The organism is Dellaglioa sp. CoH-55-MRSF-6 (assembly GCF_056782215.1).
On the sequence record NZ_JBXAYJ010000001.1, the window covers coordinates 309,857 to 334,139 of the forward strand.

The 24,283-nt window shown below is 37.2% G+C and carries 21 protein-coding genes; 18 read left to right on the forward strand and 3 right to left on the reverse strand.

All coding sequences use genetic code 11. From position 1 onward, the window contains the following. The first annotated feature begins 153 nt into the window (after window positions 1-153). From AC1RPK_RS01450 to AC1RPK_RS01485, 8 genes are all read left to right on the forward strand, one after another. Window positions 154-543, forward strand: a complete 390-nt coding sequence (locus tag AC1RPK_RS01450; protein WP_481760907.1) for a hypothetical protein — start codon at window positions 154-156, stop codon at window positions 541-543. An 8-nt stretch (window positions 544-551) separates the two neighbouring features. Continuing rightward, window positions 552-746 carry a hypothetical protein gene (locus tag AC1RPK_RS01455; RefSeq protein WP_481760906.1) on the forward strand — a complete coding sequence of 65 codons (195 nt, stop codon included), beginning with the start codon at window positions 552-554 and terminating at the stop codon, window positions 744-746. Continuing rightward, window positions 718-2,193 carry an FtsK/SpoIIIE domain-containing protein gene (locus tag AC1RPK_RS01460; RefSeq protein ID WP_481760905.1) on the forward strand — a complete coding sequence of 492 codons (1,476 nt, stop codon included), beginning with the start codon at window positions 718-720 and terminating at the stop codon, window positions 2,191-2,193. The genes AC1RPK_RS01455 and AC1RPK_RS01460 overlap by 29 nt, the downstream gene beginning before the upstream one ends. Before the next feature lie 25 nt (window positions 2,194-2,218). Continuing rightward, window positions 2,219-3,091, forward strand: coding sequence for a rolling circle replication-associated protein (locus tag AC1RPK_RS01465; protein ID WP_481760904.1), 873 nt, complete (start codon window positions 2,219-2,221; stop codon window positions 3,089-3,091). Then, window positions 3,092-3,304 (forward strand): DUF3173 domain-containing protein, encoded by a 213-nt coding sequence (locus AC1RPK_RS01470; protein WP_003599276.1) that lies wholly within the window; start codon window positions 3,092-3,094, stop codon window positions 3,302-3,304. It abuts the gene before it with no gap. After that, on the forward strand, window positions 3,291-4,517 hold the full coding sequence (locus tag AC1RPK_RS01475; protein WP_481760903.1) for a tyrosine-type recombinase/integrase: 1,227 nt from the start codon (window positions 3,291-3,293) through the stop codon (window positions 4,515-4,517). Before AC1RPK_RS01470 ends, AC1RPK_RS01475 begins: the two co-directional genes overlap by 14 nt. A 210-nt stretch (window positions 4,518-4,727) precedes the next feature. Further along, entirely contained in the window at window positions 4,728-5,078 is a 351-nt protein-coding gene (locus tag AC1RPK_RS01480) for a YisL family protein (protein WP_409021639.1), read from the forward strand. Between the two features lie 198 nt (window positions 5,079-5,276). After that, window positions 5,277-6,227, forward strand: coding sequence for a zinc-binding dehydrogenase (locus AC1RPK_RS01485; RefSeq protein WP_481760902.1), 951 nt, complete (start codon window positions 5,277-5,279; stop codon window positions 6,225-6,227). Window positions 6,228-6,361: 134 nt separating this feature from the next. On the opposite strand, the gene AC1RPK_RS01490 is transcribed toward AC1RPK_RS01485, so the two are convergent. Then, complete coding sequence (locus AC1RPK_RS01490; RefSeq protein WP_481760901.1) at window positions 6,362-7,180, reverse strand: MerR family transcriptional regulator; 819 nt, start codon at window positions 7,178-7,180, stop codon at window positions 6,362-6,364. A gap of 94 nt (window positions 7,181-7,274) precedes the next feature. On the opposite strand from AC1RPK_RS01490, the gene AC1RPK_RS01495 reads away from it, so the two are divergent. The 3 genes from AC1RPK_RS01495 to AC1RPK_RS01505 all read left to right on the forward strand — a co-directional run bounded on the left by AC1RPK_RS01495 (window position 7,275) and on the right by AC1RPK_RS01505 (window position 10,420). Next, window positions 7,275-8,594, forward strand: coding sequence for a replication-associated recombination protein A (locus AC1RPK_RS01495; protein WP_481760900.1), 1,320 nt, complete (start codon window positions 7,275-7,277; stop codon window positions 8,592-8,594). Window positions 8,595-8,753: 159 nt separating this feature from the next. Then, window positions 8,754-9,044, forward strand: coding sequence for a hypothetical protein (locus tag AC1RPK_RS01500; RefSeq protein ID WP_481760899.1), 291 nt, complete (start codon window positions 8,754-8,756; stop codon window positions 9,042-9,044). 233 nt (window positions 9,045-9,277) lie between these two features. Beyond that, window positions 9,278-10,420, forward strand: coding sequence for a low temperature requirement protein A (locus tag AC1RPK_RS01505; protein ID WP_481760898.1), 1,143 nt, complete (start codon window positions 9,278-9,280; stop codon window positions 10,418-10,420). 75 nt (window positions 10,421-10,495) lie between these two features. On the opposite strand, the gene AC1RPK_RS01510 is transcribed toward AC1RPK_RS01505, so the two are convergent. Further along, entirely contained in the window at window positions 10,496-10,780 is a 285-nt protein-coding gene (locus AC1RPK_RS01510; protein WP_481760897.1) for a hypothetical protein, read from the reverse strand. A 544-nt stretch (window positions 10,781-11,324) separates the two neighbouring features. Between AC1RPK_RS01510 and AC1RPK_RS01515 the strand changes: the two genes are divergently transcribed. From AC1RPK_RS01515 to AC1RPK_RS01545, 7 genes are all read left to right on the forward strand, one after another. Next, window positions 11,325-11,630 carry a PadR family transcriptional regulator gene (locus AC1RPK_RS01515; RefSeq protein ID WP_409021630.1) on the forward strand — a complete coding sequence of 102 codons (306 nt, stop codon included), beginning with the start codon at window positions 11,325-11,327 and terminating at the stop codon, window positions 11,628-11,630. 2 nt (window positions 11,631-11,632) lie between these two features. Then, the gene (locus AC1RPK_RS01520; protein WP_481760896.1) at window positions 11,633-12,226 is read left to right on the forward strand and encodes a DUF1700 domain-containing protein; all 594 of its coding nucleotides are present in this window, start codon (window positions 11,633-11,635) and stop codon (window positions 12,224-12,226) included. Between the two features lie 387 nt (window positions 12,227-12,613). Then, on the forward strand, window positions 12,614-17,563 hold the full coding sequence (locus tag AC1RPK_RS01525) for a MucBP domain-containing protein (RefSeq protein WP_481760895.1): 4,950 nt from the start codon (window positions 12,614-12,616) through the stop codon (window positions 17,561-17,563). A 350-nt stretch (window positions 17,564-17,913) separates the two neighbouring features. Then, entirely contained in the window at window positions 17,914-18,084 is a 171-nt protein-coding gene (locus AC1RPK_RS01530) for a hypothetical protein (protein ID WP_481760894.1), read from the forward strand. Then, complete coding sequence (locus tag AC1RPK_RS01535) at window positions 18,081-18,509, forward strand: nuclear transport factor 2 family protein (RefSeq protein WP_481760893.1); 429 nt, start codon at window positions 18,081-18,083, stop codon at window positions 18,507-18,509. The genes AC1RPK_RS01530 and AC1RPK_RS01535 overlap by 4 nt, the downstream gene beginning before the upstream one ends. Before the next feature lie 224 nt (window positions 18,510-18,733). After that, window positions 18,734-20,155 (forward strand): carboxylesterase family protein, encoded by a 1,422-nt coding sequence (locus AC1RPK_RS01540; RefSeq protein WP_481760892.1) that lies wholly within the window; start codon window positions 18,734-18,736, stop codon window positions 20,153-20,155. Between the two features lie 349 nt (window positions 20,156-20,504). Further along, on the forward strand, window positions 20,505-21,629 hold the full coding sequence (locus tag AC1RPK_RS01545; RefSeq protein WP_481761137.1) for an MFS transporter: 1,125 nt from the start codon (window positions 20,505-20,507) through the stop codon (window positions 21,627-21,629). 406 nt (window positions 21,630-22,035) lie between these two features. Here the strand turns inward: AC1RPK_RS01545 and AC1RPK_RS01550 are convergent, their stop codons facing one another. Next, a complete protein-coding gene (locus tag AC1RPK_RS01550) occupies window positions 22,036-24,279 on the reverse strand; it encodes a DEAD/DEAH box helicase (RefSeq protein WP_481760891.1) in 2,244 nt (747 codons plus the stop codon). Window positions 24,280-24,283 lie beyond the last annotated feature (4 nt).

The following is a 24,283-nucleotide window of genomic DNA, read 5'->3' on the forward strand; positions in this document are numbered from 1 at the left end:
GTCAATACCCGGTTTTTCGGGTGTCAAGACATTGGCGAAGCCTGATATATATATTGGGCGTAATTGAAGATAAGATGTAGTCAATCAAAGGCCTTTGATAAAAGTTAGTCTATTAAAACTGTGTTGGATGTTTATCCAGAAAAGGAGAAATGCATGAAACTAGCCAAGGTCAAACTTTCAGAAGTTGAAATTAGCAACGTTGAGAAGCCAAAAGCAGCTCGCGTGGTATCGGTATCAAAAAGTCCGCGCTACGCAGATAACGGTGATCCAATCAACGGATCGGTCGCAAAGGTAGTATGCCACATAGTAGATGCTGAACTTGCCAAAACATTGGAGAAATCTGGCGACGGGGTAGAGGACTTAAAGACGTATGCACTGGAACTTGTTGGGGATGAGAAGGATCTGCTGGAAATTTCTGAGGCAGAACTTTTGGGCACAGAGATTGAATTGAAAGACGCCAAGGTAATGCTTAAGTGGAGCGCGGGGCGTACTAGTGGCTGGCGTGACGTGAAGCTTGTTATGAATATTAGCGATGGGAAGTAGGCGTAGGTATGAGTGAAAAAAAGAAGCTATCTGTTTGGGCGTACTTGAATGAAGCTCAATATTGTCTCACGAACCGTGACGCATTCGATGTTAAAAGAATTGAGTCTTTGATTGCAGCTGCGTACAGAATTTTTACCGGCCAGCAAGTAGGAGACTTTGAAGAGGAGTTCTTGAATGATAAAAAACGCAAGGGAAACAATTAGCAGATTTTTGCCAGTCTCTACGCATACTGCGAAGCTGAGCATCTATGAATCCATTGATGAGGTTGATCAACGCAAGCAGGTACGGTCAAGATTATTGTTTAAGGTCTGGGCATGTGTTACAGTGCTAATCATTCTCTGGAGCTGCGCTAAGTGGACGTGGGCTAAAATAATTGGCCAAAAATCGGAATTAGATCTATGGCCAATTATCCTGATGCTTGGACTACTTGGAGTAGTTGTGTCTCTTGCTGGGGCTTGGAGATATCTCCACAGTAGATATTCGCCAGTTGAACGTTGGAAGATGGAACGTTTGCTTTGGCAATTTTCGGAAAACGTTAATTTGATTAAGCAAGGCGTGACTGGCCATGTCGCATACGTAAGATGGGGATATGTGGTCTCGAATGATGAAGTTAAGATCACGCTACTAACGGGTGGCCGTGTCAGCTCGGATTTCGAAGCGGATATTGGACGCCGCCTGGTTGCATTCCTCACCAAGGAGACGACAGCTTACTGGGAAATTCGTGATAAGAAGTCTGGAAACGGCATTATCGAAATTAACCTAACTCACAATAAGGATGAGCGAATTACAATCAACCGTTTGGACGCGTTGCAGACAAGCGAAAAGATCAATATTCAATTGACTGGCAGAATGTCGCTAACATCTAAACAGCCGATGGGGTTGATAGTCGGTCCAACAGGAACGGGGAAAACTAGTTTGCTAAAGGGCCTGATTATATCCTTCTTGGTAAATAATCCCGATAATGTCGTGTATACGATCGATGGTAAGGCAGCGTTCTTGGGTCAGTCGATGAAGCGTATTGGTAAGGTTGCCATGAATACGGAAGAGGCAATTCAGCTCGTTGACGAATTGTGCAAAATCATGGATCAGCGATACAAGGAGCTAAATGCAGATCCCGATGATGAGCGGGATATTACGCATTGCGAAAAATTTCATCAGGGTACGATTCTCCTTGTTGTCGATGAGCTACTGTCGCTGGTTGCAAACATGAAGGCTGAGGATCAGCAGAGGAAAACAGCCGACAAACTATATCCCCAATTCAACGCCAAACTGTTGTCCTTGATTACAAAGGGACGGCAGAGTTCTATCTCGGTTATTGTAGCGGGGCAAATGATGCCTGCGTCTGCGCTCCCAACAGAGGCCAGGAGTTCGCTAGGGATGCGGATCAGCTTAGGTAGAACGTCGCCTCAGCAAGCTCAGGAGGTGTTTGGAGAGAGTCACCATGATTTACCGTTAATTGATGCAAAAGAATTTGGTGGTGTCATTTGGCTGGATGGTTTGAATTGGGATGGGCCAAAAGCATTTTTACCGCCAAAATATGATGAAGATAAACTGCCGTTTAAAGCAACACTTACAATGCTTGCTGGTAGGCGTGGCGGTGGCGGAACGCCACAAGCTGCGACTGCCAGCGAGGACTTGCCTGTTACTTGACATACAGGCAAGATAAGCTGAAAAAATGAGCAAGAATAGCGGTGAGTATGAGTACAACGCCAAAGTTATTACATTTGAAGATCATATCGAAATTGTGAAATATGGCGTGCCAAGGGTTCACAAATCTCCAAAATTATTGAAAAATCCAGAGTCGAATATGCCTATAAATGTGTCATATAGTGATGAAACCCAACTCGTGCAGCAGGCATTTAGGATTAAGAGAAAGGTGAAATACTATCTAGAGGCAAATTCGTTCAATTTGTTTTGGACGCTTACGTTTGATGACTCGAAGGTGAATGCAAAGAACTATGAGTATGCACGAAGGCGGCTGCGTGCTTGGTTGAAGTATCAGCGCGAAAAGTTCGGTAGGTTTGACTACCTATTTATTCCTGAACTTCATCCTTCATCGGGTAGAATTCATTTTCATGGCGTTACTGGCGGACTTGCCCCACCTTTAACGCCTGCACGTTACCCCAAGAGTCAGCGGCTAATTAAGAAAAAGGGATTGCAGATATACAATGCAGATAGCTGGGAAAAGGGTTTTAGTACGGTAAGCCATATTGCCGACAAGCGTAAGGCAGCTAACTATATTACCAAATATATAACTAAAGAACTTCTACAAATACCGCACGCATATCATCAACCACGGTACTTTGTGAGCCATGGACTAAAGCAGCCGACTGTGGATTACTGGGATCTAGATGAAAGTTATTTCGCAATTTTTAGACCGAATTTTGTTGTTGGGCACTTGGACAGCCCAGATAGTGCGCTGGAAACAGATGTAGCAATTTACCAGATTGATATTACGAGCGATGGCAAGTTAGCGCAGGACAACGATATAAAGACCGTCTGGAAACTAAAAAATACGGTCGATTTTGGGAATGGAGGAGGCCCTTGAATGGAAAACAACACGGTTACGAAGAAAGACCTGATATCGCTTGGTTATCGTGAGAATACTGCTGCTGAATTAATTAGACAAGCAAAGCGGAGCATGGTACAACAAGGATATGAGTTTTATACCAATCGGCGCCTAGGTCGGGTACCGGTTGCAGCGGTTGAGGCAATTATTGGAGCATCCATTCGAAAGGATGCAGACGATGCCAAAGACTAAGTTCGCTGGTGTATACAGTGGCCAAAATGGCCGCTACTACTATGATATACAGTTGGGGGTGGATGAAAGTACCGGAAAAAGAATCCGGAAAAAGAGTCAAAAAGACGCGGATGGCCAGTTGTTCAAGTCAGCGACTGCTGCGCACAGGGAAGTTGTACGACTGAAAGCAGAATTTGATCGCGAGAGCGGCCATACCGTCTATGCGTTAACCTATGGCGTGTACATGCGAAAATCGTATATTCCTGCATACCAAGCTAGCGTACAAAAAGAAACGTTTGAAACGCGTAAGACTTCATTAAACGTCTTCGTACAAAAATTTGGAGATATAGAATTACGAAAGCTAGATGTTAGGCAGGTTCAGGGCTTTAGGAACTGGCTGCTTACAGATGCTGGTTACTCACAGAGCTATGCAAGTTTGGTCTTTGGTATGTTTCGTAAATCGCTGGATTTTGCGGTTGAGATGAATTACTTACCTAGTAATGTGTCAAAGCGTGTTAAGGCGATACCTAAGGGACGTGCTACGGTGCCGTATTGGACTAAGAGTGAGTTTCAAGCTGTACTAAACCAGATTTGTACTAGCGACTACTACGAACACCTGAACTTTGTCATGCTGTATGTTTACTTTATGACGGGTGTTCGTGTTAATGAGGGGATGGCGCTACAATGGGCGGACGTGGACTTCACGCATGCACAATTACGCGTTACTCACATGCTGGTAATCAAGACCAAACAAAATTGGGAACGGCATGACTACACTAAAACTGATAGCGGTTTGAGAACTATCTCCATAGATCGGGATACTTTGAAGGTGCTCCGTGTTTGGAAAAAACGTCAAACTCAGAATGGTTTTGGTAAGCAGGATGATTTTGTCTTTAGCTATGACGGAAGCCCGATGCTGAAATCAACGCTCATGCGGATAATCCATCGGTACGCCAAGTTGGCCAATGTTCACCCGATACAAGGGAAAGGACTTCGGCATAGTCATGCTAGTTACTTGATTAATGAGTTCAATGTATCAGTGCTTGTTCTGTCTAAACGGCTGGGGCACTCATCCCCGGAAATTACGTTAAGGCACTATGCGCACATGTATGTTGGTGCAGATAAGGAACTAGCACAGATGATGTCAGGTCATATAACCTATGCAGCACCAAAGGAATCTAAGGTGAAGTTTAATGGTAATCAGACTGTTGCTCCGCCGCAGCTCCGCCAATGAATAATAAACTGGCATAAATGCCGTTGTAACAACGATTGTAATCGACCGTTATAATTGAATGGGAATAAGCTTAAAAATGATAATCCTTTAGTATAAGGATTATTTTTTTTGCATGAAAGTAATCACAATCGTTTAAATAATTTTGAATCCTTGATTTAATGATGGATAATGATAAGCTAACAGTAAGATTGATATAAAAGGAGATTAACTATGATTTGGTTATGGATACATTTGATTACTTGGGTTGTGATAGCGGTTCTAGTGGCGCTCACAATTTTTACAAATACTAATACAAAAATTTATCAAATGATTACGAGACTGGGATATTTGATTTCAATTGCTAGTGGTATTATGTTGCTAGGGTACGCATGGCAAGGAAATCCAATTTTAACGGCCATTAAATTAGTTGTTGCCTTAATATTTATTGGACTAACTGAAATGACCTTTGCACGAAAAAATAAAAAGCAATTAAATAAAAGTATCATCTACGCGGTAGGCATCTGTTGCCTATGTGTGGGTGTTTTAGGATTAATGCTCGCAGGTGGAAGACCTTTTATTTAGACAATAAAATACTACATAATATTTAGGCGAAAATCTAAGTATTATGCGGTGTTTTTATTTTAAACAATTTAAATAAAATGCATTTAATCGATATAATTCTATTTGCTGAGCACTCTAACTTGACTGTGACGTAACAAGATAGTATATATTTATGTATATTGTAAATGTATAAAAAATACTTAATGGGGGTTAATTATTATGAAATCAGTTGTTGTAAAAAAATCAGGTGGCCCAGAAGTACTGGAAATTGTCGAACGCTCAATTCCAAATCCAACTCAAAATAAAACAGTTATAAAGATTCATGCTTTTCCAGTACACCGTTATGAGGTGCTAACTAGAGAAGGTGGATCACCTTCAGTTAAATTTCCGAGAGTAATAGGTGTTGAAGCTGTTGGTGAGGTCTATGAGCCTTCACAGGAAAGTAACTTAGAAAAAGGACAAAAGGTCGTAATTTTTATGGGTGGCCTTGGGCGTGAATTTGATGGTAGTTATCAAGAATATGCTTTAGTTCCTGATAATATCATTTATCCTGTAACATTCAATGGAACTTGGATAGAGTTAGCCAGTTATCCTGAAACTTTCTATACTGCTTTTGGGGCTTTAAAAGCAACACGATTTAAGGAAGGTCAATCTTTATTAATTCGTGGTGGAACTACTGGAGTTGGAATGGCTGCGTTATTGTTAGGAAAGGGATTTGGACTTTCTGTATCTAGTACAACAAGGCAAAACAACCGTAAAGAGTTGCTATATACTTTAGGAGCTAATGAAGTCATATTAGATCAAGATAATCATATTGAAACAAGTAACAAATTTGATGTGATAATTGACGTGGTAGGTACTACAACTGTAGAGGATTCCTTAGCACATCTTAAAACAGGAGGGTTTTACACGTTAGTTGGTCAATTGAGTGGGGAATGGTTATGGAAAGACTTTGACCCGTTCATCAACTTGGCGAATAAGTACGCGACAGTTTTTGATTCATCTAATGTTGATAGTTCTATGGTTAATGAGTTGTTTAATATTATTAATGAAAAACAGTTTCACTTTCCGATTTCTAAAGTTTTTAAACTAGATGATATTCAAGACGCTCATCGCTATTTGATGGAAAAAGACCGTCCAATCGGACAGGTTATTGTTACTAACGACTAGAGTGTCAGATTGAATTATTTAACTAATCTAAAAAAGTAGTTTCTAAGTTTCCAATATTTGGGTTCACTTCACATCTTTAGGTAACTTGTCTTCGGTATTAAACCGGAGGAAGGTTGCCTAATTTTTTTTCTTGTCTATTCAATCTTTTCATTCAAAATGGCAAACTCAAGCCAGCCGTATTTTGAGGAACCAGTTTTAATAAGGGTGTCGCCAGAATTAAGCTGCCATAAATAGTCTGCGGTTTTTAACTTATTTTTTTGACAGAATGATTTTAGTTTAGTTAATCCTTGATGGATACCAGCTTCATTGTTTTCCACTAAAATACATGCGTAATTACCTGCATGTTTTTCCATGATTGGGATAAAAACGTCATGATCATCTGTAAGTTTTTCTTTGATAACTCTAAAAGACGCTTCAGCGTAACCGATTGGATTATCAACAGCCAATGTTGTAAAAAATCCAGATTGTGTTGTATCCATAACAGCTAATGCGTCTAATTGTTTATAGAATTCTGAAAATAATTGAGCGACTTCTTCCTCAGTACAACCTACGGATTGACGAGAACACCAAAAAATTGTTTTCATTCGGTTTTCTATCTTGGGCTGATATAGGGTAGTGTCCTTAGTAACAGATTGTTCTTCAATTTTTTTGTTGATAACATTTTTAATTTTAACTAATTCGTCAATCTTTTTATCAATTTTACCTTGAGCATTCAGTAATTGAGGTGTTGGTACGCCTTTTGAATGGATTTTAATTTCCTTGATATCAGCTACTGAAATATCTAAACTACGTAAACCAAGTATAAATAGCAAATCGTATAATTGGTCATAATCATAATAACGATAACCAGATTCGTTTTTTTGGGCAGGTTTAAAAATATTTTCTTGGTCATAAAAGATTAATGTACGGCGAGTTGTGTTAGCTAATTTGGCCATCTCACTTATTTTTAACATATAAGGCTCCTTTATTGTCTGTAACGTAACGGTACAGTGTATGATTAAGTATAACATGAAAAAATTCAGACTTAAAAGAAAGGTGGTTTGATCAATGAAACAGGAATCTCTTTTCTCTAATCAACCTCAAAATTCACCATTAGCCAGTCGAGTTCGACCACGAAAATTAGAAGAATTTGTTGGTCAACAGAATCTACTTGGCCCTAACAAAATATTACGAGAAATTATTGAAAGTGATCAAGTTCCTTCAATGATTTTTTGGGGTCCACCTGGTGTTGGTAAAACAACTTTAGCCGAAATTATAGCAAGTAAAACTGAATCTAATTTTTTAAGCTTTAGTGCAGTTGATAGTAGTATTAGTAAGATAAAAAAAATTATGAAACAAGCGGAGTTAGATTGTGAAATTGGTCAAAAAACCATTGTTTTCGTCGATGAAATACATCGCTTTAATAAAGCACAACAAGATGCATTTTTGCCTTATGTTGAAAGAGGTAGTATTACTTTAATCGGTGCTACAACTGAAAATCCGTCTTTTGAAGTGAATTCAGCGTTATTATCCCGGTGTAAAGTATTTGTACTGCATGCGCTTAAACAGGCAGATATTGTTGTATTAATCGAAAACGCGCTCAGCAACCCGGACGGATTTGAAGAACAAACAATCCACATTAGTTCTGATGAAATTCAAGCGATTGCTAATTTTGCAGATGGTGATGCCAGAATGGCATTAAATACCTTGGAAATGGCAGTTCTGAATGGTGAAAAAGCTGATAATATCGTTACGGTGACGATGGATAATTTAAGCCAATTGATTAATAAAAGATTTGTCCGTTATGATAAAAATGGGGAAGAACACTATAATATAATTTCAGCTTTGCACAAATCGATGCGTAATAGTGATGTCGATGCTGCTATTTATTGGCTGTCCCGAATGCTAGAAGGCGGAGAAGACCCGATATATATAGCACGGCGACTTGTTCGATTTGCAAGTGAAGATATCGGGTTAGCAGATACGAATGCACTCAATGTGACAATTAATGTTTTTCAGGCATGCCAATTCATTGGTATGCCTGAATGTGATGTTCACTTAGTGGAAGCAGTAACCTACTTGTCTCTGGCACCTAAATCAAATGCCGTTTATAAGGCAAGATTAGCTGCAGCTAAAGATGTTAAAACCACGGCCAATGATCCCGTACCATTACAAATACGTAATGCGCCTACCAAATTAATGAAAGATCTAGGGTACGGTAAAGGGTACGAATTAGCTCATTATGCCAAAGATAAGTTAACGACTATGAGTACCATGCCACCTTCCGTAGCAGGACATCGATATTATAAACCAACCAGCGAAGGTAAGGAACGACGTTTTAAAGAGCGTTTAGCCCAAATAAAAGCATGGCACCAAATAAATGGATAGAATAAATAGAAAGTATTTTTGAGATGAGAATACTTCAGACGTAGACAAAGTACTGAGTAATCAGTACTTTGTTTTTTTATATAGGTTGAATGTATTACTTAAGCGTCTTACAACGAAAGTGGATACGAGAAAAACGATTAGTAAAGAGGAGGCATACTAATGGCTAACAATGGGATACCTAGCATAAACGAAGTCGGCATGTTACCAAATTTATTTTTAGTGATTAAATTTCAAGATGGCGTGACTAAGTATGTACGGAGTGAGATAAATAAAAGTGAGATGGAAAGTTTCAAATCGGGAGCAAAGAATAAACTTGGATTTTTAAAATTGACGCCAAAAAATTATTGGATTGGGAATGACATTGTCATTAAAGTGGATAATCATTTTAAAGTGAACGATAAGATCTATGATGGTAATGATATTTATAGGAACGGCAAAGATTCTTATTAATTAAGAGATTCTTTTAAAATATAATCGTTTATTAATTGTATCTACAAAATTAATAAAGGGCCATCTAGATAGTTGCTTCTCTAAAAGTGCTTATCCAGATGGTTCTTTTATTTAGCTATTCATATAGTTCAGATAAATTGGAAAAAGGTGCTATAATAAAATGTCTTTAGTAGTATTTAAACGATTTGTAGAGTAATCTAACTCATTAATTTTAAAAAAACGAGGGAATTAAAATGGTAGAACAAGTCAGAAAAAAGAAAGTTGAATTACCTGAATTATTTTATGATTTAGTCTTTGCATACGCAATTTCACAAGCTACGGATTTACTTCATCATTTTCAAGTAAGCACATCAAGTATGATTAGTGCATTTATTATCTTTTCAGTGGTAATGGTCGTTTTTATTAACACATGGATGATTAAGAGTGTTTTTATTAATCGATATAGAAAAAACTCGATGACTGATATTATTCTTTTTATGATTGATATGGCAATTTTACTTTATATGTCCAATGCTTTTGAGGGGGATATCCATAATTGGTTCCAACCATTTGCAATTGCAACAGGGCTATTATCCACAGTATTAGTTGTTCAATATGGCACGGTATACCTGACAGCTGCTAAAAAGGATGATAAAAAAATTGCTAAACTAATGATGTTGATTGTTGCAACAAGAACATTACTCGTATTTATTGGCTCCTTTTTGCCACTAAACATAGGCATTGCGGTATTCTTGCTGGGTATTGCAGTGAGTTGGATATTACCAGCTCTTGGTGGTTCAGTTTTGAAACTCCACCCACTTAATTTTCCACATATATTAGAGCGTCTAACACTATTAACAATTATTACATTTGGAGAAAGTATTCTCGGTATTGCCTCGTATTTCACCGTTAAAACATTTAATTTTTATTCAATTTTAATATTCATGATTATCGGTGCACTTTTTATGACCTATATTACTCAAATGGATCATTATATTGATGAAAATCGTTCGGGTGAAACAGGTATTCGATTAATTTATATTCATTACTTTGTCTTGTTTGGCTTAAGTTTAGTCACTATTTCGTTAGGTTTTATTAGTGAAATCGAAATACCTAAAAACTTTTCAGTACTATGTCTATATTTAGGTATATCGTTATTTTATTTAGGGTTATTCTTAACCAGTCCGTATAATAAAAAATACTTACGATTGGGTAATGTGGTCATTGGATTCTTTACAACGACAACTATAGTGGGTGTAATATTAAGCTTAATATTTAACAATTTTCCAGAAATTGTGAGTATAACGGTATTAGTGACCATTGCGAACTCTGCAATGTATGTACACTATATGATTAAACGAACGAAACAGAATCAAAGTTATGACATTAAAAACTGAAAACTAGCTGATAAACCTAATTTGGGTTTATCAGCTAGTTTTTTAATTGAAGAATCATTTTTACAGTGTTTATGATTAAAATTGTATATTTAGTAGCAGTATGATTAGAAGGATATAAATGAGAATGATGATAGCAACCAATAGCATTAAAAGGATTGATAATAAGCAGTAAAAAAAATTTTTCTGAAAGAAGGGTAAGTTGAGAATAGAATCTGTAACAGCAGAAAGTCCTAAACCAGCTAAAGATAAGCCGACAATTCCATTTAAAAAGGCAATCCATGGGCCCAATATACAGAGTGCGATACCGATTCTCATTAGCCACTTCACTTGATTGTTATCAGTTTTAAATATTTTTTTCATTGATAGGACCACCCTTCATAATGATATGAATTAATATTTATTTTAATATACTACAAAATTAATTTGATGTAATCTTATCTGTCTTCTTACTGGTTAAATTGATAAGATCGTTTAAAATAGACAAAGATAAAACGAGGTGTTATTATCAATTTGAAAAAAATAATAGCTTTAGTTAGGATATGAAAATGAAAAAATATAAAGATTATATGAATGAAACCCTTTCTGTTCTTGGTAGCCTATCTTTATGTTTAATAATCTTGTCATTCTTTATTAAAGATAGTTTAGTCAGTTCGATTTTTTATGATGTTAGGATTTATCTGTTAGGCATATTCTTATTGAGACCAATTGTACAATACTTTAAAGCAAAAAATAAATAGCCTTACAATGAACTTTTTGGCAGTTCTACAGAGTAAAGCTATTATTAATAATCCACTTAATCGACAATGTTGTCTTACTGACATTGTCGATTTTTTTGGATAAAATAATATATCGTTTGACATTATACTATGTAACGTATAGTATTGATTTTGAAAGGAGTGAGTTGATGAATATACAGATGAAAAAAGGGTTATTAGAATTTTGCGTGTTAGCGACGCTGAGGACATCAGATTCTTATGGTTACCAAATTATTAAAGACACCTCAAGCGTGATTGAACTTTCAGATTCAACTCTTTATCCCATTTTGAAACGACTAGAAAAACAAGGCGCTATTGAGAGTTACAGTGTTGAACACAATGGTCGATTGCGAAAATATTATCACATAACTGAGGCGGGATTAGTAGATATTCAAGAATTTTTAGATGATTGGCAACAGGTAATAAACGTTTACGATTACATAAAGGGAGTGTAACGATGAGTAAGAGAAAATTTATTGTAGAGCTAGAAGAAGAACTTAAACATTATCAAGCGGCAGACATTGATAATACACTTGATTATTATGACGAGATGATTGATGACCGTTTAGAAGCGGGCGAATCTGTGACAGATATTATTCTAAGTTTAGAAAATCCAAGTCAAATTGCGATACGTTTGATTCAAAATGACCGACCAAAAATACAAAAAAAGTTATCGACACCAATAATCGTTTTGATTGTCATTTTACTTATCCTAGGAGCACCTGTATGGGGACCGCTATTGCTGACGGCTGCTATTCTAATTGCCACAGTTTATTTTTTAATATGGTTAGTACCAATGATTGCAGGCGTAATCGCTACCTCATTTATTATCAGTGGCGTGATTAGTTTAGGACTATCGCCATTTGATATGTTTAATCAAGGTTTTAACGTTGGATTGATGCAATTTGGGGTAAGTTTTGTAATTGTAGGTGTTGGTATTTTATTCATCGCAATGACCTGGTATTCAACGAAATATTTAATTAAATATTCGATTAGTCTGACACGCTGGTTAATTCGTTTATTCAGAAGACAATTGAAGGAGGTCGCTTAAAATGATTGAATATATAAGACGTAATTGGTTGAAAATTAGTTTATTTCTGATCTGGTTTGGCGCTATAGTCATGTTTACTAGTTACGCATTATCAGGTTTTGATTTGTCAGTATTTAAATATGAGGGTGAACATAGTTGGTTCCGAACGTTTTATTTCTAAATGACCACGTCTGATTTAATAAATGTGGTAAGTTAGAATTACGGTAGTATAAAAGGGCATTAAAATCCATTTTTAATAGGATTTCGATGCCCTTTTATTTTTTTGGAAAGACGATTAAATAGTGCAAGCCGTAAACGTTTACATAAGATTGTTGTGATGTTACAATTAATTTGTGCCGGGGGCGGCATATTATTTAATAGGTTATTACTTACAAGGGGGCATGACAAATGAAAAAGGGGCTAACTATCGCAACAACAATGATAACGTTGTTCACGCAATTACCATTATCTTCTGTGTTTGCGCAGGACCTTAATCCAACGACAGAAACGTCATCTTCAAAAGCAGCTACGGCGTCAACTGCTAAAAAAGCGACAAAAGCAGAGACAGGTATGACTCGTACTGGAGATACAAATACGGATCTTACAGTTGAAGCACAGAAAGATACGATTGAAGCTGGCCAATTGGCTAATTTTAATTTATATTTTAAAATTTCAGGTAAGAACACCTCATTTACCAATGCCGATATAAAGGTTACGTTACCAAGTAATTTAAATGAAAATATGACATTTACGCAAGATTTATCAGAACTTAAAATTGCGGGCGTCACACCAATTTATGATAAAGATAAAGGTGTATTGAATTATCATTTTGATACGCTTAATGCAAGAACAGCAAATAAAGTAATTATAAAAATAGGAACAGCAAATGGCGCAATTATGCCTAATACAAAATTAGACACAGCAGCAACATTTACTGGAACGGATCAGAATGGCGAAAATAAAAGCTATGATTCTAAAACTTCAATTAATATAACAGCAAATAATAATTATGCTATGACAAATAAAGTTACTAGTATTGAAGGACAAACATATAATAATCCTAATCGTGGCGATATTGTAAACTATGGTGTAGGGGTTAGTGCGCCGAAAAAGGAATTAGGCGCACTGTATGTTAAAGAAGGTTCTAAAGTTAACGTGACCTATAAATTAGGCGCTGGAATAGACTACTATGGTGTAAAAGATGGCGCACAAGAACCGAGTGTCAGTACAGATGGTAGAACATTAACCTGGGAATATACAGCACCAAGTTACGCTGAACAAAAAGCAGCTGTGACTGATTTCTTTGAAAAAAATGTGACTATCCAAGCAAAAGTAACTGACAAGGCTGCCTATTATTCACAGATAACGAATACAGTGAGTTCAACAGCAACTTTCCTTGATGGTAGTGTAAATAGTACAGCACCAATTAAATCAACGGTTATGGTTATGCCCAATGATCCTAAGGAAGTTCCAATTCCAATTCCTGGTGGATCAGCATTTCCAACTAATCATTTAGGACCAAAAGATGGAAACGGTGGCGTGGCATCAGCTACATTAATTGACCCGGATGTGACAGTTAACGATGATGCTTATCTAAGTTATGGATTAACATTATCCTCACAAAATGCGACATCACCTTATATTGGATTTTCTTATTATAATATTTATTATGATGTGGATACGCATTTAAATCTTGATAGTTTTACAACGGGTAATTTTTATTACATGCCAAACAATAATTTACCAACTTTTTCACCAACAAAAGCTAAAGTACCATTTGCTATGTTGGTAAAATACGAAACAGATGGAAAAGTTGATGATAACTGGACATTACTCAATATGGATATGAAGACTAACGCCAATTACACACGTGCTCAGTTAGGTATTCCGGATGGGAAAAAAGTGGCTAATATTTGGCTGTGGTTCCATGATGAGAAGATAACAAAAGTTCCAGCAAATAGAGACATAGCTGCATCTGCAACCTATGATCCAGAAAGTAAAAAAACCGTTAAAATGGCTCCAGCTGGATTGTATAATAGCGGGATGAAAGTTAACGCAACGATTGATAAAGGATTCACTGGTCAAATAACTAATAAAATGGATATGACTTTCTATGGCGTTCAGGCACCTGATGAAACAGGTTTTGAAGCAGCTCGATATGTTGATTACACATCTAACCCATGGGCAGAGGCATTTAAGGGTGAAAATGGTCAGGTTTATACAGATCGAATTGCGCCTCGTCACGTTGAAGTCGCAGCAAAAACAACCGGTGAAACAAAAGTTGTTAAAGCTTCAGTTAGTTTACTAAATACAGTCGGAAGTACAGTTAATGAAGGTGAAAATACTGTCTTAACTTCAATAGAAAATAATAAGGCATCAATTTCACCTTTATCAGGACCTTATCTGAGTTATGTGCTATTACCAACAGGTGTAACGTTCAAAGAAAGCGTTGCTTCAACGAACTATAGCGCTGAATTATATGATAAGGATTACAAAGGTACTGGAAGACAACTCGTTAAAGTAACAATGAATGGCGACAAATTAGTAGCCGGTAAATTCCTTAATGGTCAATTTAAAATTAATATTTCAAAAGATGCGACACCTAATATGACATTTAACATGACAGGAACAATTGGTGATACTGATTATACAGCTGTGAAACCGACAGGTGATGAACCACTTTTAACGGATACAGTAAAATCTGTTGATACAGATGATATTGATAAAGATGGTAAAACAGACACACCAATTATTAAAACAGGTAATTCATATGTGTTAAATCAAGAATCAAATATTGATGTTGATGCAAGTATTAAAGGTGATAAAGATGATAAGTTTGGCGATTTAGGTAATGTTACAGTCGGCAAAAAAGCCACTTATCAAGCAACATTAACAAATAATACAGATGATAAAATTACATCAATGCAGTTCTTAGATGTTTTACCATCTGTCGGAGATTCAAATATTACCGATGGTGCAGCACGTAATTCGGCTTATGAAATGAAATTAGATGGGGCCATTACTTTACCAAGTGCATGGGAAAATAAGATGACTGTTTTATATAGTACATCTAAAAATCCTAAACGTGCCGGTATATTAGATAAGAATACAAATTATCCAGCAGGAACGGCTAAAATTGTTGACCCAACTGGGGCTGAAGATGCAACTTGGGTAACAGCTGATAAAGTAGCTGATTGGTCAACCATTCATTCATACAAAATTACGCTTAATGACGGAGTTGAATGGGCCCAAGGTAAGGGAGTTACATTATCATTTGATCTAGTTGCGCCTAAAGAATCTGAAATTTCAGATTCAACATTAATTAGTAATAAACCAGCTGAAACAACGAAAGTGTCACGCGCTGTTCAAGAAACACGTGGTGCTTACAACAGTTTTGGTATCGCAATTAACAAGTTGCAAGTTGTTGAAACTGGTGCAATAGGCACACAATTAATTCGTGCTAGCGCTGATGTTACTGCAAATTATGTAGATGTAGATGGTAATAAACTTGCTGATGATGTTGTCCAAAGTGGGTACTTCGATGATCCATATACGACAACTCAAAAAGAGATTTCAGGTTACGACTTTGTAAAAGTAGAAGGTAACGTTTCTGGTAAGTTTGGGGCTGATGCAGTAACAGTTAACTATGTTTATAAGAAAACTTCTGCACCAGTGACTGTTAAATATGTCGATGAAAATGGTAAATCGGTAGCTGATTCAAAAGAACTTACTGGTGATTTTGGTGATGTTTATACATCAGATGCTGCTGTTATTTCAGGATGGACATTGAAAGAAACACCAAGTAACGCAAGTGGTAAGTTTACTGCTGATAAACAAACAGTCACATATGTCTACGAAAGAGCGGATGCGGCTGACGTTACAGTTAAGTATGTCGATGCAGATGGAAAAGAATTAGCAACATCAGATGTACTTTCAGGAAAAGTATCAAATCCATACAGTACAACTGCTAAAAATATTTCAGGATGGACGTTGAAAGAAACACCAACGAATGCAAGTGGGACATTTACAGAGACCGCACAAACAGTCACATATGTGTATGAAAAAGCGGATGCAGCTGATATCACGGTTAAATACGTTGATGTAGACGGAAATGAATTAGCTAAATCAGATGTGCTTTCAGGAAAAGTATCAAATCCATATAGTACAACCGCTAAAAATATTTCAGGATGGACATTAAAAGAAATACCTGAAAACGCAACGGGAGTATTTACGGATAAAGCTCAGACAGTTAAGTATGTGTATGAAAAAGCAGATGCTGTCCCTGTTACAGTTAGATATGTTGATGGAAGTGGGAATGATTTAACTAAAGCTGATACGCTTTCAGGAAAAGTTGGGGATGCTTATACAACTGATGCCAAAGTATTATCAGGTTGGACGTTAAAAGAAGTACCAAAGAATGCACAAGGAATATTCACAGATGCTGCACAAACGGTTACGTATGTGTATGAAAAAGCAGATGCAGCTGATGTGACGGTCAAATATGTAGATGGAAAAGGTAACGAGTTAGCAACATCAGATGTTTTATCTGGTAAAATTGACGCTGACTACAAGACAACCGCTAAGGAATTAGTAGGTTGGACGTTAAAAGAAACGCCAAGTAACGCCAACGGAACATTTACGGATAAAGCCCAAACAGTTACGTATGTGTATGAAAAAACAGATGCTGAAGCTGTAACAGTTAAGTATGTAGATGAAAAAGGCAACGAGCTAGCAACACCAGATAATCTTTCTGGTAAATTAGGAGATTCATACAAGACAACTGCTAAACGTATTGCAGGTTGGAATGTTAAAACGACTCCTAAAAATGCAGAAGGAACATTTACAGATAAGACTCAAACAGTTACGTATGTTTATACGAGATCAGCTGCTAAAGATGTCACTGTAAAATATGTTGATAAAGATGGTAATGAATTATCAGCTTCAGTAACATTCTCTGGTAAGATTGGTGACGCATATACATCTAAAGAGAAACAACTTTCAGGTTGGATGTTGAAAGAGGCGCCAAGTAATGCTAAAGGTATCTTCACGGATACGGCACAAACAGTCACGTATGTTTATGTTAAAGATGAAGATAAAACAGTAGTGACACCGCCGGTAACACCACCAACAGATAATTCAAAAGGAAATACAACAACAGAAACGTTGACGGATGTTCCTGAAGGAAACACTCACTCAAATACAGTAAGCAAAGCAAATAATACAAAGAGTGATACAGGAAATCTTCCTCAAACAAATGAGGCAACAAGTCTTTTGGTAACGTTATTAGGTGCTGCATTACTCGCAACATCAGTTATCTTTATGATAGGTAGAAAAAAATCAAAAAAGGCTAAAAAGTAAAATTCTAAGATTATAGAATGAGTAGAAGAAGTCTTAAGACCCCTATGTCAACGAGTGTTGGTGGGTAAATTTTGGAAAGACCAATTCATTTTCGAATTGGTCTTTCTTTTTTTATTTTCAAAGAGAATTCAAACATAATTCGGTCGTGTAAATGTTGCCAACACCAATAAATGGTATCAAAATGAAGAATAATGTTAACGCGGGAATTATTCTTAAAAATTGTAACCTGTTACGCTTAAGGATAGTCAATATACTTAAGCGGATTCAATTAATGCTTTTTGGTTGACTGTGACGTAACGAGATAGTCTATGTTGATAATATACCGCAAGTACTAATTATTGAGGCTGTTGATGAAGCTTATGCCACTTCAAAAAAAGTCAATTAAAAAAAGATCAGCAGGTTTTTATCATGATGGGGGGTTCAGTAGAGACCTTGAAAAGGTATTCAAACTGGGAGATATTCAAGAGGCACATCGCTATGGCATGAAATCTGACCAATTTATAAATAAGGAGAAAAAATGATTAATACAAATAACAAATTAAATGAAGAGATTATTGCACTAGAAAAGGGTGCGTTGGATAAGTGGTTCAAAGGGGACACTTCGGGTTACCTAAATATTTGGTCACAAAAACAGTTTTCGTATTTTGACGGTGCTGTTAAAAGACGTGTTGATAGTTATGAAGACATAAAAGAATCAGTTTTAGCTAATGTTGAAGGAAAACTATTTGCTGACAGTTACGATTTTGAATATCCACGAGTGCAAGCAGTCGATGATATGGCTGTTTTAACATATCAACTATATGCAAAAACGACGTTGATTGATATGCAATACAATTGTATTGAAGTTTATCAAAAAGAAGAAGATGGCTGGAAAGTAATCCACTCAACTTGGTCATTTATTCGACCAATGGATATGGATTTTGGTAAAGCTAAAAGTATTGTTTAAAAAGGTGAAGTTAACCTTTATTCACGATATACTGAAACAGTTCTCTTAACTATTTTGAAGGCACAAAATATACACAATTAGTGATTTACAAAAGAATGCCGACAAAATAGAGTTTGCTTCGCATTGACCTTGATGTTGCGAAAAAGTTTTACAAGAATAATTATTAATACAAATCGGAATAATCAGTCAGATAACATAAATAATTTAAATTGGAGTAGATAGAAATGACGACACATAAAGTACACAGTTGGTTAGGCGTTCCCTATGCCAAAGCTGAAAGATTTGCTGAACCAGAGTTGGTTCCTTTTGATGAAACAAAGCAGTATGTTAAGTATGGACCAGCACCTTTGCAGGCTGGCGATACAAGTTGGCTGGGAGCCGTTAGCGGACTTAGCGAAGATTGTCTAAACCTTAATATTTGGGCCCCTGAAGACATGGGGGAGGAACCATTACCAGTTGTTGTTTATATTTTTGGTGGTGGCTGGGTGTTAGGATCAAATACACAAGCAGTTTCTGACGTATCAGGACTAGCTAGTACTGGTCGTGTGATAGGCGTTTCTATTAATTATCGCCTTGGACCGTTTGGTTGGTTATCACTAGCACAGTATGGTGGTAAATTAAAAGATGCAACTAACCTTGGTCTTAAAGATATAATAACGGCTCTTAAATGGATTCAAAAAAATATTGCTTATTTTGGCGGTGATGCTAATAATGTCACAGTTACGGGACATAGTGCAGGTGCTTTTTCATCATTAGAACTATTATCAGCGCCTAGTGCTGACAATCTTTATCATCATTTAGCAGCTTTTTCTGGTATGCCTTCTCGATTAGTGCCTCAATGGGTGGCGCAAGAGCGTGCTCTAAAAGTGTTAAAACATTTTGACTGTGTTAATAATCCAGAGCACTTATTACAGGTCGATGCTTATGAATTAGCTGAAGCAATGAATGCAACTCAATCACCTGATCCGGGTACTCCACATGGCATTGACAATGATGTGATAGCTGTTACTGACGATAGTCAACTAATAAATGGGGTTATAGCTGATCACCCGATGCATGTTCTTGAATCTGGGAAACACAAAGATGTAGATATTCTATTTAGTAGTACCACAGAAGAAACTTTTTATTGGGTCTTAAATCGGACAAAAGATTTTGATCCAGTGACCCTTGACAGGCTTACAGAGCAATTTGCCCACAGTATGCGTATTCCTTTATCTAGAGCCCAGCAAGTAATCAATTCCTTTGCTGATGATACTTTGAAGCCTGTAGAGGTAAGGGGATTATTATTAACGCATTTATCCTTTACATTACCTCAAATTCGTGGAGCAGTGGCTCATGCTAATGCAGGTGGAACATCACATGTGTTAGTTGTTGCACCTGTCAAAGGAGCGGAAGTCGCTGTCCATGGAACAGAGATGTACGGCATTGTTGGACAGATTAGCCCTAATGCCAGTCAAGAACAAATTGATCGGGACAATTATATTAAAGACACGTTATTAGATATGGCGGAAGGTCATTCCGATCTTACTTGGGACGCTGTTAAAGTAGATAAAATAAGTGCTAAAGGAATTGGAAACATGCCTTATAATGCTACAGAACATAGTTTGGATATTCTTGAAATATTTAAAGGAATAGACCGTCCTTAATAGTTTATAGCAAAAAGTGGAGGTCAATTCATTGTTGGCTAGCTGACTCAAATTGGTGTTTTTTGGAGATAACAAGTATGACAACAGTTTAAAGATGTGTTGGCTTCTCGCTTCCGCAGACGACCGAAAGCTAAAACTAGCGGTGATTGTTTTTGATAGCAAGACATAATTTTTTGACCTTTTAAATTTTGTTCGGATTAATTATAGATTTTGCATTTCTGAATAATTGGTGGAGAAAACTATATATTATTGTGAAACATTTGAGGATTTTCTTGGACTTAGAACGAATAAAGGGAGATACAAGGACTTGGACCGAAAAACATTTATTTCTAAAGACGTTATTTATGTAATGATAGCCACTTTTTTCTATCAATTTAGTATTCAGTCGGTAAATCCGTTAATCAGTGGCTATGTTACACATTTAGGTATTACTAGTACTCTAGCAGGTTTAATTGTTGGTATTATGAGTATTACTTCATTATTTTTAAGACCTATTGCTGGAAATCTTACCGATAAAATATCAAAATATGGGTTAACATTTATTGGTGGTATTCTATGTGCCATTAGTGATTTTGGATATATGTTTTCTTTTAATACTGCTTGGTTATTCTTTTTTAGAGTCATTAATGGGGTTGGTTTTGTCTTATGCACTGTATGCTTGGCAACCTGGTTGGCTTTCTTGGTGCCGCGCCAACGTGTTGGTGCGGCGATGGGGTATTATGGGTTGGTAAACGCTCTTTCTATGGCAGTTGCCCCAGTTTTGTCACTTGAGATATATCAAAAAGTAGGGTATAAAATGATTTTTCTTTTGGCCGCTGTCAGTGCGATTGCCGTGGTAATCACAATTCAGTTTATTGATAATCGAGCCATGCCATCTTTCGTTCGTAAGGAAGCGACACATTTTAAGCTGATTCAACGAAGTGCATTACCAGTTGCATCAATTTTTGCTTTAATTTCTATTCCATATTTTGCGGTCCAGGCTGACATTGTAATGTATGTTCGAGCAAGTAATCTAAATATTACTGTTAGCTTATTTTTTGTAATTTATTCAATTGTTTTGATTTTTAGTCGAATTTTATTAAAAAACTATTTTGACAGTATTCCCTTTGGTGTTTGGTTTTATATCTGTATGATTGTGACTGTGGGCTATCTTTTTTTCTTAACCATAATGCATAACAATTTAGAGATGGCGTTAGCTGCGGCTTTGATGGCCATTGGGTTTGGAACAATGGTTTCTGTTTGCCAGTCTACAGCTCTATTATTAGCGCCTTTGCAAGAACAGGGGCTGGCTACTGCAACTTACTATTTGGGGAGTGACATAGGAATGTCTTTAGGACCAATTCTAGGTGGCATTATTACAAATATTTTACCAATAAAATTACTTTTTCCAGTTATGATTTTAATTGTTCCAGTAGCTTTTAGTATCTATTTTTTTAATCATAAGAATTTGAACAGTGCGATTAGACATGATTAGTACTAGGAAAAATGTGATGAACTTAATTTGAATAGTCTCGGAAACTTTCAAGTTTTCAAAAAAAGAAGGCTCGTAATGCGAGCCTTCTTTTTTATACATATATATTAAAGAAAATGATGTTGTTTGTGTGTCTGTTACGGCGCCAATTTAAGCGATCATTTATAAATGTTTAGTTGTCAAAGCCAAGGATGCTTATCCGCATCATGATAAGCATATTTCGATGAAGTATATGATGCATTTACATTTGATAACAACGTATGATGAGCAAGCATTTACCTTAGAGAAATTAAAAAAACATGGCGCGACCTCTATCAGAGGACCACGTCATGTGCCGGATGATTTAGTAGCGTTGTTGAAGTAGATAACTAATTAGTTTATTATCACATTGATACTTTAGAATCTCTGTTTAGAGATGTTTTTGCCAACTAAGCACGCGATTTTGCATTCCTTTGAGATCTAAGATACCGTTTGCAAATCCTTTACGAATTAATTCTTCTGGTACATATTCATCATATTTTTCAAAAACAGGCACTTCTTTTTCATATACCAATGCCAAAGGATCAAAATCGGTAGCTGCTTCTTCTGCTACGATTTTATAAAATTCTGCTTCACTGACAGACATGGTAAATTGTAGGTAATATGGTCGTGATGAATTCATGCCTTTCAACCCAAGACGTTTACCACAACGGATTTTCAGAAACCGCTCAAGCGCAAGGAACGCGTAACTGCCAAGCCATGGAAACAATGCCCACATTTTGCCACCAAGATGAACCAGTGGACGATTAGCCATTTCTGCCTTTTTAAACGTTTCTCTGGCTTCTGCTAGACGGCCTCTAGCTTGTGGCATTAAGTAGGAATAGTCTTTTTGCTCTGCAAGGACATCGTGCATACGTTCTAGGATTCTGGTGTGAATATCCCCAGCGACATCTCCAAAGTAGGCTGGTTTGTTACCTTTAACGAGCGTACAGTATACCTCACGACGTTTGTGATCAACTTCATCGACAACCCATACACGTCCTGCTATGGCAATCTTGTCACTGACTGGTGGTGGCTTGACAATTGTACCTAACTCTTCTGATCCTGCACGGACTGTATATTCGATGTTTTCTTGAAAGACCCCATAAAATTTGTAGTTGTTAACAATACGTTCACCAGCAAGACCAACAATTACACCGCCATTTTCGGTACGATTGATATGATCGATTGTGATCAGATGACGCAGTAAAGTTCCGAAGTCCTCTTGATTAATTCGATGAAAAGCAGAAAGCGTTAGGACGCGTGAAGCAAGTTCAGCAAGTGTCATTTCGCCAGATGATGCCAATGTACTCATTGTTTGGTGATAAAGCAGGGAAAAAGGCAATTTGTCTGTTTTGGGTGGTTCTACAAAACGTTCTTCGATATATAATTGTACGAGAGCGATACCCTGAATAAGGTACCAGGGCACCAAATCTGGTAGCATAGCACGAGCTTCTGGGTGGTCTTCGCGCATAACAAACCACATTTCAGAAGGGTCACCTCTTCTGCCGGTTCTGCCCATACGCTGTAAAAATCCGGAAACCGTAAATGGTGCATCTAGCTGAAAGGCGCGTTCTAGTCTACCAATGTCGATACCAAGTTCTAGTGTTGCGGTGGCACAGACGCTCATGAGAGAATCAGCATCTTTCATGGCTTCTTCAGCACTTTCTCGATAGGCTGTTGAAAGGTTTCCGTGATGAATAAGAAAACGATCCGGTTCGTTGTTGACTTCACAGTACTGCCGTAAATTTTGACAGACTAATTCACACTCTTCTCGCGAGTTAGTAAAAATGAGGCATTTTTTGCCACGTGTATGTTCAAAAATATAGCCTATACCTGGATTTGCTGCCTTTGGAGCTTTATCTGTGGCAGGTTCTAAAGCAGAGGTAGGTGGGGCTGTTATCACGCTATTTATCGTCTCGTTAGCTTGTGGTTCTGAATTAAAAAAGTGTTCGATTGACAGTCGCCATACTTCTTTTCCACCGTCAAACTTTGGGATGATAGTTTCTCTGCCACTACCTGCGGCAAGAAATTTACCCGCTGCTTTTGGATTTCCGATTGTAGCTGATAATCCTATTCGTCTTGGATTACTGCCCGATAGTCGACAGAGGCGTTCAATTAGCGAAAAGGTTTGTCCACCACGATCCGAACGTAAAAGTGAATGTATCTCATCAATGACAATAAAGCGTAAATCACCAAAAAGGGCAGGGATTTCCATAGACTTGTTTATCATCAAAGCCTCTAAGGACTCCGGTGTAATTTGTAAAATACCGGCTGGTTTGCGTAGTAATTTTTGCTTTTGACTTCGAGGGGCATCCCCATGCCAACGTGTGACTGGAATATCAGCTTCTTCACAAAGCTCATTTAATCGACCAAATTGGTCATTGATCAAAGCCTTTAAGGGGGCAATATACAGTACTCCAACTGAGCTTGATGGTTGTTCATCAAGTAGGCTTAGAATAGGGAAAAAAGCAGCTTCCGTTTTCCCAGAAGCAGTAGATGCCGTTAAAAGAACATTCTTATCTGTGTTAAAAATGGCATCTCCGGCCGCATTTTGAACAGCGCGCAGGGTTCGCCAGCCAGACCGGTAAATGTAGTCTTGAATAAAAGGCGCATATCGGTTATATATATCCATGTGA

What these genes read in the sequence shown, in the direction of transcription:
- AC1RPK_RS01540 (WP_481760892.1), top strand. Translation starts at nt 18,734, where the DNA reads ATGACGACACATAAAGTACACAGTTGGTTAGGCGTTCCCTATGCCAAA.
- AC1RPK_RS01450 (WP_481760907.1), top strand. Translation starts at nt 154, where the DNA reads ATGAAACTAGCCAAGGTCAAACTTTCAGAAGTTGAAATTAGCAACGTT.
- AC1RPK_RS01480 (WP_409021639.1), top strand. Translation starts at nt 4,728, where the DNA reads ATGATTTGGTTATGGATACATTTGATTACTTGGGTTGTGATAGCGGTT.
- AC1RPK_RS01530 (WP_481760894.1), top strand. Translation starts at nt 17,914, where the DNA reads ATGAAGCTTATGCCACTTCAAAAAAAGTCAATTAAAAAAAGATCAGCA.
- AC1RPK_RS01515 (WP_409021630.1), top strand. Translation starts at nt 11,325, where the DNA reads ATGAATATACAGATGAAAAAAGGGTTATTAGAATTTTGCGTGTTAGCG.
- AC1RPK_RS01535 (WP_481760893.1), top strand. Translation starts at nt 18,081, where the DNA reads ATGATTAATACAAATAACAAATTAAATGAAGAGATTATTGCACTAGAA.
- AC1RPK_RS01500 (WP_481760899.1), top strand. Translation starts at nt 8,754, where the DNA reads ATGGCTAACAATGGGATACCTAGCATAAACGAAGTCGGCATGTTACCA.
- AC1RPK_RS01525 (WP_481760895.1), top strand. Translation starts at nt 12,614, where the DNA reads ATGAAAAAGGGGCTAACTATCGCAACAACAATGATAACGTTGTTCACG.
- AC1RPK_RS01505 (WP_481760898.1), top strand. Translation starts at nt 9,278, where the DNA reads ATGGTAGAACAAGTCAGAAAAAAGAAAGTTGAATTACCTGAATTATTT.
- AC1RPK_RS01550 (WP_481760891.1), bottom strand. Translation starts at nt 24,279, where the DNA reads ATGGATATATATAACCGATATGCGCCTTTTATTCAAGACTACATTTAC.
- AC1RPK_RS01520 (WP_481760896.1), top strand. Translation starts at nt 11,633, where the DNA reads ATGAGTAAGAGAAAATTTATTGTAGAGCTAGAAGAAGAACTTAAACAT.
- AC1RPK_RS01475 (WP_481760903.1), top strand. Translation starts at nt 3,291, where the DNA reads ATGCCAAAGACTAAGTTCGCTGGTGTATACAGTGGCCAAAATGGCCGC.
- AC1RPK_RS01465 (WP_481760904.1), top strand. Translation starts at nt 2,219, where the DNA reads ATGAGCAAGAATAGCGGTGAGTATGAGTACAACGCCAAAGTTATTACA.
- AC1RPK_RS01460 (WP_481760905.1), top strand. Translation starts at nt 718, where the DNA reads ATGATAAAAAACGCAAGGGAAACAATTAGCAGATTTTTGCCAGTCTCT.
- AC1RPK_RS01490 (WP_481760901.1), bottom strand. Translation starts at nt 7,180, where the DNA reads ATGTTAAAAATAAGTGAGATGGCCAAATTAGCTAACACAACTCGCCGT.
- AC1RPK_RS01470 (WP_003599276.1), top strand. Translation starts at nt 3,092, where the DNA reads ATGGAAAACAACACGGTTACGAAGAAAGACCTGATATCGCTTGGTTAT.
- AC1RPK_RS01545 (WP_481761137.1), top strand. Translation starts at nt 20,505, where the DNA reads ATGATAGCCACTTTTTTCTATCAATTTAGTATTCAGTCGGTAAATCCG.
- AC1RPK_RS01455 (WP_481760906.1), top strand. Translation starts at nt 552, where the DNA reads ATGAGTGAAAAAAAGAAGCTATCTGTTTGGGCGTACTTGAATGAAGCT.
- AC1RPK_RS01510 (WP_481760897.1), bottom strand. Translation starts at nt 10,780, where the DNA reads ATGAAAAAAATATTTAAAACTGATAACAATCAAGTGAAGTGGCTAATG.
- AC1RPK_RS01495 (WP_481760900.1), top strand. Translation starts at nt 7,275, where the DNA reads ATGAAACAGGAATCTCTTTTCTCTAATCAACCTCAAAATTCACCATTA.
- AC1RPK_RS01485 (WP_481760902.1), top strand. Translation starts at nt 5,277, where the DNA reads ATGAAATCAGTTGTTGTAAAAAAATCAGGTGGCCCAGAAGTACTGGAA.